This is a genomic window from Pseudomonas sp. SM4, assembly GCF_051913165.1.
Taxonomy (GTDB): Bacteria; Pseudomonadota; Gammaproteobacteria; order Pseudomonadales; family Pseudomonadaceae; genus Aquipseudomonas.
Genome location: NZ_JBODOE010000012.1, coordinates 67,032 through 76,873 on the forward strand (window position 1 = coordinate 67,032; position 9,842 = coordinate 76,873).

The 9,842-nt window shown below is 60.4% G+C and carries 10 protein-coding genes; 5 read left to right on the plus strand and 5 right to left on the minus strand.

The annotated features are described in order from the left end of the window. Positions 1 to 10 precede the first annotated feature (10 nt). Positions 11 to 1,237, minus strand: a complete 1,227-nt coding sequence (locus ACQ4MY_RS21660) for a molybdopterin molybdotransferase MoeA (RefSeq protein ID WP_440096422.1) — start codon at positions 1,235 to 1,237, stop codon at positions 11 to 13. Further along, positions 1,221 to 1,760, minus strand: a complete 540-nt coding sequence (gene moaB / locus ACQ4MY_RS21665; RefSeq protein WP_008088229.1) for a molybdenum cofactor biosynthesis protein B — start codon at positions 1,758 to 1,760, stop codon at positions 1,221 to 1,223. Before moaB ends, ACQ4MY_RS21660 begins: the two co-directional genes overlap by 17 nt. Positions 1,761 to 1,841: 81 nt before the next feature. Here moaB and mobA point away from each other — a divergent pair, with 81 nt between their 5' ends. Together mobA and ACQ4MY_RS21675 are read left to right on the plus strand one after the other, a co-directional pair. Beyond that, the gene (mobA, locus tag ACQ4MY_RS21670; RefSeq protein ID WP_440096423.1) at positions 1,842 to 2,444 is read left to right on the plus strand and encodes a molybdenum cofactor guanylyltransferase MobA; all 603 of its coding nucleotides are present in this window, start codon (positions 1,842 to 1,844) and stop codon (positions 2,442 to 2,444) included. A 77-nt stretch (positions 2,445 to 2,521) separates the two neighbouring features. After that, positions 2,522 to 2,743: a YgdI/YgdR family lipoprotein gene (locus ACQ4MY_RS21675; protein ID WP_008088233.1), complete on the plus strand. Its 222-nt coding sequence runs from the start codon at positions 2,522 to 2,524 to the stop codon at positions 2,741 to 2,743. 87 nt (positions 2,744 to 2,830) lie between these two features. Here the strand turns inward: ACQ4MY_RS21675 and ACQ4MY_RS21680 are convergent, their stop codons facing one another. Then, positions 2,831 to 3,487, minus strand: a complete 657-nt coding sequence (locus ACQ4MY_RS21680) for a thiopurine S-methyltransferase (protein WP_440096424.1) — start codon at positions 3,485 to 3,487, stop codon at positions 2,831 to 2,833. Positions 3,488 to 3,590: 103 nt separating this feature from the next. Here ACQ4MY_RS21680 and ACQ4MY_RS21685 point away from each other — a divergent pair, with 103 nt between their 5' ends. Continuing rightward, a complete protein-coding gene (locus ACQ4MY_RS21685) occupies positions 3,591 to 4,358 on the plus strand; it encodes a DODA-type extradiol aromatic ring-opening family dioxygenase (protein ID WP_440096425.1) in 768 nt (255 codons plus the stop codon). 157 nt (positions 4,359 to 4,515) lie between these two features. Here the strand turns inward: ACQ4MY_RS21685 and ACQ4MY_RS21690 are convergent, their stop codons facing one another. Further along, positions 4,516 to 6,189, minus strand: a complete 1,674-nt coding sequence (locus ACQ4MY_RS21690) for a DEAD/DEAH box helicase (protein ID WP_008088238.1) — start codon at positions 6,187 to 6,189, stop codon at positions 4,516 to 4,518. Positions 6,190 to 6,612: 423 nt separating this feature from the next. Between ACQ4MY_RS21690 and ACQ4MY_RS21695 the strand changes: the two genes are divergently transcribed. Then, on the plus strand, positions 6,613 to 7,404 hold the full coding sequence (locus ACQ4MY_RS21695; RefSeq protein WP_440096426.1) for a crotonase/enoyl-CoA hydratase family protein: 792 nt from the start codon (positions 6,613 to 6,615) through the stop codon (positions 7,402 to 7,404). A gap of 132 nt (positions 7,405 to 7,536) precedes the next feature. Here the strand turns inward: ACQ4MY_RS21695 and ACQ4MY_RS21700 are convergent, their stop codons facing one another. Next, positions 7,537 to 8,292 carry a spermidine synthase gene (locus tag ACQ4MY_RS21700; RefSeq protein WP_008088242.1) on the minus strand — a complete coding sequence of 252 codons (756 nt, stop codon included), beginning with the start codon at positions 8,290 to 8,292 and terminating at the stop codon, positions 7,537 to 7,539. Between the two features lie 150 nt (positions 8,293 to 8,442). Here ACQ4MY_RS21700 and ACQ4MY_RS21705 point away from each other — a divergent pair, with 150 nt between their 5' ends. Then, the gene (locus ACQ4MY_RS21705; protein WP_007964815.1) at positions 8,443 to 9,789 is read left to right on the plus strand and encodes a class II 3-deoxy-7-phosphoheptulonate synthase; all 1,347 of its coding nucleotides are present in this window, start codon (positions 8,443 to 8,445) and stop codon (positions 9,787 to 9,789) included. The last annotated feature ends 53 nt before the right edge of the window (positions 9,790 to 9,842 follow it).

A 9,842-nucleotide genomic window follows, 5' to 3' on the forward strand; every position in this document is an offset into this window, starting at 1 on the left:
GATCGACGTGTCAGCTCAGCAGCTCGCTGAGCGGAATGAAGACTACTTCGTCGCCCTCGCCAAGCGTGCGCCCCTCCAGCACCTCCACCAGTCCATCGGCCCAGGCCGCACTGCGCAGGACACCCGAACTTTGATTGCGATAAATAACCGCACGACCTTGCTCAAGGCGACCCCGCAAATACTCACGGCGATTGCCTGCCACGGGCCAGTCAAACCCCGCCGGTACCGGGAACTTCAGTGGCTCCACGTCCTGCACGCCCTGGCGACGCAACAGGTAGGGACGGGTCAGCAAGGCGAAGGTCACCAGGGTCGAAGCCGGATTACCCGGGAGGCCGATCACCGGCACCTTACGAAAATGGCCGAACGTCAGTGGCTTGCCGGGTTTGATCGCGAGTTTCCACAACGCCAGCTCACCCTCCTCCCTCAGCGCAATGCCGAGAAAATCGGCCTCACCCACGGACACGCCTCCGGTCGAGAGAATCAGGTCGACATCCTGCAAGGCGCCAAGTCGCTCACGGGTTGTGGCCAGATCGTCCGGAAGAATCCCGGCATCAATCACTTCACACCCCATGCGCTGCAACCAACTGCACAGCACCACCCGGTTGCTGTTGTAAATCTGCCCCGGACCCAACGCCTGCCCCGGTTCGACCAGCTCATCGCCAGTGGACAACACCGCCACGCGCACCTTGCGCACCACGCTCAATCCGGCACAGCCCAGAGACGCAGCCAGGCCTTGCTCGATCGGTCCGAGCCGGGTGCCGGCCGACAAAACCAGCTCACCCACCGTGGTTTCCTGGCCTTGCGGACGGATGTTCTGTCCTGGCGTCATCCTTTCGAGAAAACGCACACGACCCTCTGCAAGGACCTCGGCGTTTTCCTGCATTTCAACGCAATCGGCACCCGCCGGTACCGGAGCGCCAGTGAAGATGCGCGCACAGGTACCCGGCGCGAGCGCTTCGGGAGCCTGCCCGGCGAAGACCTTTTGGCTCACCGGCAAAGGTTCGCCCGTCCAGTCAGCCAGTTTCAGCGCATAGCCATCCATCGCACTGTTCGGCCACGGCGGCAGATCCAGCGTCGAAATCAGATCCTCGGCCAGCACGCGGCCCTGAACGTCTGCCAATGGCAAAAATTCCCGCTCGGCAATCGGCGAGGCCTCGGCCATTTCCAGCAGGCGCGCCAGCGCCACTTCGACCGGCATCAAGGCACCGGTCTTGCCCGGCTTACCCACGGGATTCACAAGGTGCCGCCTGTTTCAGATGGGGCACGAAGTTGCAGGGACGGTGCCGGGAGTCCAGCTGCTCGGCGAGAATGCCATCCCAGCCGGTGCGCACGGCGTTGGTCGAGCCTGGCAGGCAGCACACCAGCGTGCCATTGGCCAGACCGGCCAAGGCTCGGGACTGCACGGTGGATGTACCGATATCGGCCACCGAGATCTGCCGGAACAATTCACCAAAACCATCCACCTGCTTGTCGAGCAGACACGCCACTGCTTCAGGGGTGCTGTCCCGACCGGTAAAACCAGTGCCCCCGGTAATCAGCACGACCTGCACAACATCGTCAGCTATCCAGCTGGCGACTTGCGCACGGATTTTGTAGAGGTCATCTTTGAGCAACACCCGTTCAGCCAGCAGGTGGCCTGCGGCCGTCAGGCGGTCGACGAAGACCTGGCCCGAAGTGTCGGTTTCCAGCGTTCGGGTATCACTGACAGTCAGCACGGCGATATTGAGCGGTGCGAAAGGTACATCAGCCTTGGCTTTCATAGGCTCGTCCAGTTGTAGGAGAAACAGCCCGGTGTTATATCACAGCGCCCCCTTTTTTCGCCGCCCCTCTGGAGAGCCGACATGACGCTGAATAGACATTTGCCCGCCTGCTCCGTTCTGCTCCTGGCAGGCGGACGCGGCCAACGCATGGGGGGGCAGGACAAAGGGCTGGTGGAGTGGCTGGGCGAACCACTGATTGCGCATTTGCAGCGTAAAGTGCGCCCGCTGACGGATGATTTGATCATCTCCTGCAACCGCAATCGTGAACGCTATGCCGCGTACGCCGATCATCTGGTGGTCGATGATGAAGGCGACTTTCCGGGGCCGCTGGCCGGTATTCGTGCCGGCTTGAAAGCGGCGCGCCATACTCACCTGCTGGTGTTGCCATGCGATGTTCCGCGCATCGACGAGACGCTGCTGCAAAGCATGCGGGAAACCGCCAATCAGAATCCTGAAAAACCTTTAATGTTGCGTCATGACGAGCACTGGGAACCGCTGCTGTGCGTGATTCCGGTCGCCCTGCTGCCAGCCTTCGAAGACGCTTGGAACGCCGGTGAGCGCAGCCCCGGCCGCGTCATGCGCCATCTTGGCGCCACGGCCCTGCAATGCCCGGACAATGACCCTCGGCTGGCCAACCTCAATACCCCGGAACTGTTAAATTCGCACAACACTGTGTCAGACTGACAGCACTCAAGGAACTCTCACGCCTTGTATACGTCTCAAGCTCAGTAACCAAAAGAATTTCCATTCGGAGACACACCATGACTCAACGGACCCTCGCCACTCTCATGCTCGCACTGGGCCTGGCTACCCTCGCCGGTTGCTCGTCGCCAACAGTGATCACGCTGAATGACGGTCGCGAAATCCAGGCCGTCGACACCCCGAAATACGATGATGATTCGGGCTTCTACGAGTTCAAACAGCTGGACGGCAAAGAGACCCGCATCAACAAGGATCAGGTTCGCACCGTTAAAGAACTGTAAGGTTCGACGCGACGCCTGAAGCAGTCAGATTGACTGGTTAAAAAAATGCCCCGATACGTCGGGGCATTTTTTATGCGCGCAAGAAAGCTACCGGGCAGTCAACCGATACACCCGCTCCTCAAGCCGCGTAGCACCGGCCTGCACAAACTTGCCACTGTCACTCAGCACATCCTGCGATTGCAGCACCTGCATCTGCCAGACGCTGCCGAACAAGCGCTGCACTTGCGCATCATCTACAGAGAACGGCGGCCCCGGTATTTGCGCCTGATCGTAATCCAGCGTAATCAGCAGCCCTGTCAAACCGGCCGGCAGAATGCTTTGCAAATGCTCGGCATAGTGCTCGCGCATTGGCTCGGGCAAGGCGATCACGGCGGCACGGTCGTACAGCGCGGCGCAACCGGCAACATCCTCTGCGGTCAGTGCAAAAACGTCACCGCACCACAGCTCAATCGAACCGGCGCGATAAACCTTGAAAGCACCGTGCTCGCTGATCTGCGGCTGAAGTTGCTGCTCAGTGAAAAAATCCTCGACCGCCTTCTGCGACAGCTCGATGCCAAGCACCCGATGCCCACGCCCGGCCAGCCACAGCAAATCCAGACTTTTCCCACACAACGGCACCAGCACGCGTGCTTGTGCTGGAAGCTGCAGATCCGGCCAGAAACGCTGCAGATACGGGTTCACCGCAGGCAAATGAAAGCCGATCTGATTCGAAGCCCACTTCTTGTGCCAAAACTCAGGTTGCATCTATCACCCCTAAAAAATCGATCAAAAAGCGTTAAAACTTATATTAGATTTAGATCAATGATCTGACTGAAGATGGGTCATCTTAACGCTCAGGAACCCTCTTATGTTTCCCAGCCTGTTTATCTCCCACGGCTCACCGATGCTCGCACTGGAACCGGGCGCCAGTGGCCCGGCCCTGGCGCGACTGGCGGCCGAACTGCCGAAACCGAAAGCCATCGTGATCGTCTCCGCCCACTGGGAGAGCCACGAATTGCTGGTCAGCAGCAACCCACAGCCGGACACCTGGCACGACTTCGGGGGCTTTCCCCGCGCATTGTTTGAAGTGCAGTACCCGGCGCCGGGCGACTCGCAACTGGCGGCGCAAGTAGCCGAGCTGCTGGCGGCCAACAACCTGCCGGCCCGCCTCGACCCGCAGCGTCCGTTCGATCACGGCGTGTGGGTGCCGTTGTCGCTGATGTACCCGCAGGCGGATATTCCGGTGGTTCAGGTTTCCTTGCCAAGCCGTGCCGGCCCGGCGTTACAGACTCGCGTTGGTCGTGCGCTGGCCGGCTTGCGTGAGCAATGCATTCTGCTGATCGGCTCTGGCAGCATTACTCACAACCTGCGCGAACTGGACTGGCATGCCGGGCCGGAAAGCGTTGAGCCGTGGGCGCGCGATTTTCGCGACTGGGTGATCGACAAGCTGACGGCAAACGATGAGGCGGCGCTGCACGATTACCGCCAGCAAGCGCCGAACGCGGTGCGCAGTCATCCGAGTGATGAGCATTTGTTGCCGTTGTATTTTGCGCGGGGGGCGGGTGGTGAGTTCAGCGTGGCGCATCGGGGGTTCACGATGGGCGCGCTGGGGATGGATATTTATCGTTTCGGGTAAAAGCAAAAGATCGCAGCCTTCGGCAGCTCCTACAGGTAAATGCATTCCCATGTAGGGGCTGCCGAAGGCTGCGATCTTTTGCTCCTGAAAAACAGGCAAAAAAATCCCCGAACCAGTCGGGGATTTTTTATCTGCGATCAATCAGCCCAAGGGCGGATCAATCTTCGCGGTAGCGACGCAGCTTCAACTGCTTACCAGCAACGCGAGTGTCCTTCAGTTTGGTCAGGAGTTTGTCCAGACCATCTTCCGGCAGCTCGACGAGGCTGAAGCTGTCACGCACCTGGATGCGACCGATCGCTTCACGGGCCAGACCGCCTTCGTTGAGGATGGCGCCCAGCAGGTTTTTCGCGGCGATACCGTCACGCGCACCCAGCGCGGTACGGCAACGAGCACGGCCTTCGCCCAAAGGCATTGGCGCGCGACGCTCGCGGTCACCACGATCAGGACGATCACCGGTGCGCTCAGGACGGTCGCCACGCGGTGCGTTGTTCGGCACCAGTGGGCGTTCCTTCTCGATAGCAGCCAGGTTCAGCGCTTGACCGTTAGTGGCTTTGCGCAGCAGGGCTGCAGCCAGAGCACGCGGAGTGCAGCCGATGTCTGCAGTCAGACGATCGAGCAGCTCACCGTGAGTCGATTCGGCATCAGCCACCAGCGGCGACAGGCTGTTGGTCAGTTTCTTGATGCGCGCATCGAGAACGGCTTGAGCGTCCGGCAGGCGAACTTCAGCCACTTTCTGACCGGTTACACGCTCGATCACTTGCAGCATGCGGCGCTCACGTGGAGTCACCAGCAGCAGTGCACGACCTTCGCGACCGGCACGGCCAGTACGGCCGATACGGTGAACGTAGGACTCTGGGTCGTACGGCATGTCAACGTTGAACACGTGAGTGATGCGCGGAACGTCCAGACCACGAGCAGCAACGTCGGTCGCCACAACGATGTCCAGACGGCCATCTTTCAGCGAGTCGATCACGCGCTCACGCTGGTTCTGGGCGATGTCACCGTTCAGCGCCGCGGCTTTGTAGCCTTTGGCGTCGAGGGCGCTGGCCAGATCCAGGGTCGCTTGCTTGGTGCGTACGAACATGATCAGCGCGTCGAAGTCTTCCACTTCCAGCAAGCTGAGAACGGCCGAAGTCTTCTGGTCAGCGTGAACCAACAGGTGAGCCTGTTCGATCGCGGTAACGGTCTGGGTCTTGGTCTGGATCTTCACGTGTTGCGGATCGCGCAGGTGGCGTTCGGCAATGGCGCGGATCGACTGCGGCAGGGTAGCCGAGAACAAAACGGTCTGACGGGTCGCTGGCAGAGCCTTGAAGATGACTTCCAGGTCATCCATGAAGCCCAGCTTCAACATTTCGTCAGCTTCGTCGAGAACCAGGTGGTTCACGGTCGACAGCACTTTTTCGTCACGACGCAGGTGGTCGCACAGACGGCCCGGAGTGGCGACAACGATCTGTGCGCCATTACGGATTGCTTTCAGTTGTGGGCCCATCGGCGCGCCGCCGTAAACGGCCACAACGGTAACGCCCGGCATTTGCTTGGCGTAGGTTTCGAAAGCGGTTGCTACTTGCAGCGCCAACTCACGAGTTGGCGCCAGGATCAGGGCTTGCGGTTCGCGCTTGGCAGGATCGATGCGGTGCAGAATAGGCAGTGCGAACGCGGCGGTTTTACCGGTACCGGTTTGCGCCTGGCCAATCATGTCCTGGCCGGCCATGATGATCGGGATCGATTGCTGCTGAATCGCCGAAGGCTCTTCGTAGCCGGTCGCTGCGACGGCTGCAAGAATATTCGGGTTAAGATTAAAAGCGGCGAATCCGCCGGTTTCCTGGGTCATGGGTCTGCCTCTAAGTGCATCCGCAAAGACCCATGCTCCAAAGCTGCGCATGCCGTGTTGAGACTCAAGAGTCGCCCTGGCAGCTTTGTCGGCGGGGATTTGCGAAAACGAATGAATGAAAAAAAAGAATCGTCCGGGAAGAGCCCGCAATGCGGACGTGCAGCCGAAGCTGACTTCGGGAAATTGCGCTACCTAAACGCGGCCCGGTTAAAGGCCGGCGCGCACTATACCGGATTTTGCCCGAAAAGGGAGCTTTTTTTATCGTCTGAATGCGTGTGTCACCGCTGTGTAACGGGGTTTTGCGGATAATCGCACCAAGGTCTATTTTTCAAAGGCCCGGCCCTGCGGGCGATGACGCTTAAACGATTCACCGACCTGCGGCATTCCGTCGCCGCACCCGCCCTTCCCGCCCGAGGATTTACCATGAACCAGCCCTGCGCCGGCCGCGTCAGCCGAGAACGTCGTGGTCACGTGCACTTGATCGGCCTCGATCGGGCGGCCAAGCGCAATGCTTTCGACCTCGACCTGCTCAATGCACTGAGCCTGGCCTATGGAGAATTCGAGGCCGATAACGAGGCCCGGGTGGCCGTGGTATTTGGCCATGGCGAGCACTTCACCGCCGGTCTGGATCTGGTGAATGCCAGCTCGGCGCTGGCGCAAGGCTGGCAGGTTCCGACCGGTGGTTGCGACCCGTGGGGTGTTTTCGTCGGGCCTCGGGTGAGCAAACCGGTGATCGTCGCGGCACAAGGTTATTGCCTGACCATCGGTATCGAGCTGATGCTGGCGGCGGATATCAATCTTTGCGCGAGCAACACTCGCTTTGCGCAAATGGAAGTACAGCGTGGGATCTTTCCTTTTGGTGGCGCGACGTTGCGTTTCCAGCAGATCGCCGGTTGGGGCAACGCGATGCGCTGGTTGCTGACCGGGGATGAGTTTGATGCGCACGATGCGTTGCGCTTGGGGTTGGTGCAGGAAGTGATGGCCAGTGAGGATTTGCTGCCTCGGGCGATTGAATTGGCCGAGCGGATTGCCCGGCAGGCGCCATTGGGGGTGCAAGCGACGTTGCTTTCAGCGCGACAGGCACGGTATGAAGGTGAGACGGCGGCGGCGCAAGGGTTGCCGGCGTTGGTGAAGAAGTTGTTGGCCAGTGAAGATGCCAAGGAGGGCGTGCGGTCTTTGGTGGAACGCCGCCCCGGAATATTCAAAGGGATCTGAGAATTATGGCGCCTGTCTGGGCCCCATCGCTGGCAAGCCAGCTCCCACAGTGACCGAGTCGTTCACACATTTTGCGTACGGCGCGAACCCTGTGGGAGCTGGCTTGCCAGCGATGGGGCCAGCTCTGACGCCTCAGGTCGCCGGGCGAATACTGTTGATCAACGATTGCAACGAATACCCCAACCGCGGCGCCAAGGCTTCAGCCCGCGCAGTCAGTGCCTGCATGTCCAGCACCTGGTCCAGGTCCGCCGGCACCAGCAGAATCACATTGCCCTCCTTCACCGGCAGTTCCCAGTAATGCCGGTGATAGAGCCCGCGCAGCAGCGCCGCCCCCAACGGCTGGCCATCATCGGTGGCCCACTGATTGATCACCAGCCAGCCACCCGGATTCAAGCGCTTCTGGCAATCACCGAGAAACCCCCAGGCCAGATGCCCGACACCCGGGCCGACGTCAGTGTAGAGGTCGACGAAAATCAGATCCGCAGGCTCGGCAGTCGGTAACAACTCCAGCGCATCGCCGACACGGATGTACAGGCGAGGATCATCGTCCAGCCCAAGGTATTCGATGGCCAGACGTGGCACGTCCGGGCGCAGTTCGATGGCCTCGACATCTTCCAGTGGCAGAAACTTGAGGCAGGCCTGGGTCAACGTGCCCGCACCAAGCCCTAGGAACAGCGCACTCTCGGGCAGCTCATGGCACAACGCGCCGATCAACATCGCGCGGGTGTAGTCGTACTCCAGCCAGCTCGGATCAGCGGTGAACACGCAGCTCTGCTCGATCGCATCACCGAATTCGAGAAAGCGGTAATCAGCCACTTCCAGCACGCGAATCACGCCGAACTCGTCCTGTACTTCGGCGAGCAGATGCTCGACGCGCTCCTCAGTCATTTCGTCTCCTGATGGTCACCGGGCGCGGTGACGCGATGGCACCGCTGTGGCACCGTGGCAAAACCGCGATTGTCGGCGATGGGGCGGGAACAGGTCACGCACTAATTGCTGCTAACATGGCGGTCCGTGCGAAGAACCTTAGAGACCGTGATGAGCCAACCGTGGAGCCCTGACAGCTGGCGCGCCCTGCCGATCCAGCAACAACCCCAATACCCCGACGCCGCGCACCTGCGCCAGGTCGAGCAAACCCTGGCCAGTTATCCGCCACTGGTGTTCGCCGGCGAAGCGCGCGAGCTGCGTCGTCAGTTTGCCGAAGTCACCCAAGGCCGGGCGTTTCTGTTGCAGGGCGGTGATTGCGCCGAAAGCTTCGCCGAGTTCTCCGCAGCAAAGATTCGCGACACCTTTAAAGTGTTGCTGCAAATGGCGATCGTCATGACCTTCGCCGCCGGTTGCCCGGTGGTCAAAGTCGGGCGTATGGCCGGTCAGTTCGCCAAACCGCGTTCGGCCAACGACGAGACCATCGATGGCGTGACGCTGCCGGCTTATCGCGGTGACATCGTCAACGGCATCGGTTTCGACGAAAAGAGCCGCGTACCGGATCCGGAGCGTCTGCTGCAGTCTTATCACCAGTCCACCGCGACGCTGAACCTGTTGCGCGCCTTCGCTCAGGGCGGTTTTGCCGACCTGCACCAAGTGCACAAGTGGAATCTCGATTTCATCGCCAACTCGGCGCTGGCCGAGAAGTACAGCCACCTCGCTGATCGTATCGATGAAACCCTGGCGTTCATGCGCGCCTGCGGCATGGACAGCTCGCCGCAACTGCGCGAAACCAGTTTCTTCACCGCCCACGAAGCGTTGCTGCTGAACTACGAAGAAGCCTTCGTGCGCCGCGACAGCCTGACCAACGATTACTACGATTGCTCGGCGCACATGCTGTGGATCGGCGACCGCACCCGTCAGCTCGACGGCGCGCATGTCGAGTTTCTGCGCGGGGTGAACAACCCGATCGGCGTGAAGGTCGGCCCAAGCATGAACCCCGATGATCTGATCCGCCTGATCGACGTGCTCAATCCGGACAACGATCCGGGTCGCCTGAATTTGATCGCGCGGATGGGTGCGAACAAGGTCGGCGATCACCTACCGGCGCTGATCCGCGCGGTGCAGCGTGAAGGCAAGCAGGTGCTGTGGAGTTCCGACCCGATGCACGGCAATACCATCAAGGCCAGCAGTGGTTACAAGACTCGCGACTTTGCGCAGATTCTTGGCGAGGTGAAGCAGTTCTTCCAGGTGCATGAGGCTGAAGGCACTTATGCCGGCGGGATTCACATCGAGATGACCGGGCAAAACGTCACCGAGTGCATCGGTGGTGCGCGGCCGATTACCGAAGATGGCTTGTCGGATCGCTATCACACGCATTGTGATCCACGGATGAATGCCGATCAGTCGCTGGAGTTGGCGTTCCTCATCGCTGAAACCCTCAAGCAAGTCCGCCGCTAGAGTTCGATATCTTTATCGCTTGAACCGGCCTCATCGCTGGCAAGCCAGGCTCC

Bases quoted from the DNA above. Each gene is read 5' to 3' on its own strand.
- moaB (WP_008088229.1), bottom strand. From the start codon at position 1,760: ATGAAAGCCAAGGCTGATGTACCTTTCGCACCGCTCAATATCGCCGTG.
- mobA (WP_440096423.1), top strand. From the start codon at position 1,842: ATGACGCTGAATAGACATTTGCCCGCCTGCTCCGTTCTGCTCCTGGCA.
- ACQ4MY_RS21675 (WP_008088233.1), top strand. From the start codon at position 2,522: ATGACTCAACGGACCCTCGCCACTCTCATGCTCGCACTGGGCCTGGCT.
- ACQ4MY_RS21680 (WP_440096424.1), bottom strand. From the start codon at position 3,487: ATGCAACCTGAGTTTTGGCACAAGAAGTGGGCTTCGAATCAGATCGGC.
- ACQ4MY_RS21685 (WP_440096425.1), top strand. From the start codon at position 3,591: ATGTTTCCCAGCCTGTTTATCTCCCACGGCTCACCGATGCTCGCACTG.
- ACQ4MY_RS21690 (WP_008088238.1), bottom strand. From the start codon at position 6,189: ATGACCCAGGAAACCGGCGGATTCGCCGCTTTTAATCTTAACCCGAAT.
- ACQ4MY_RS21695 (WP_440096426.1), top strand. From the start codon at position 6,613: ATGAACCAGCCCTGCGCCGGCCGCGTCAGCCGAGAACGTCGTGGTCAC.
- ACQ4MY_RS21700 (WP_008088242.1), bottom strand. From the start codon at position 8,292: ATGACTGAGGAGCGCGTCGAGCATCTGCTCGCCGAAGTACAGGACGAG.
- ACQ4MY_RS21705 (WP_007964815.1), top strand. From the start codon at position 8,443: ATGAGCCAACCGTGGAGCCCTGACAGCTGGCGCGCCCTGCCGATCCAG.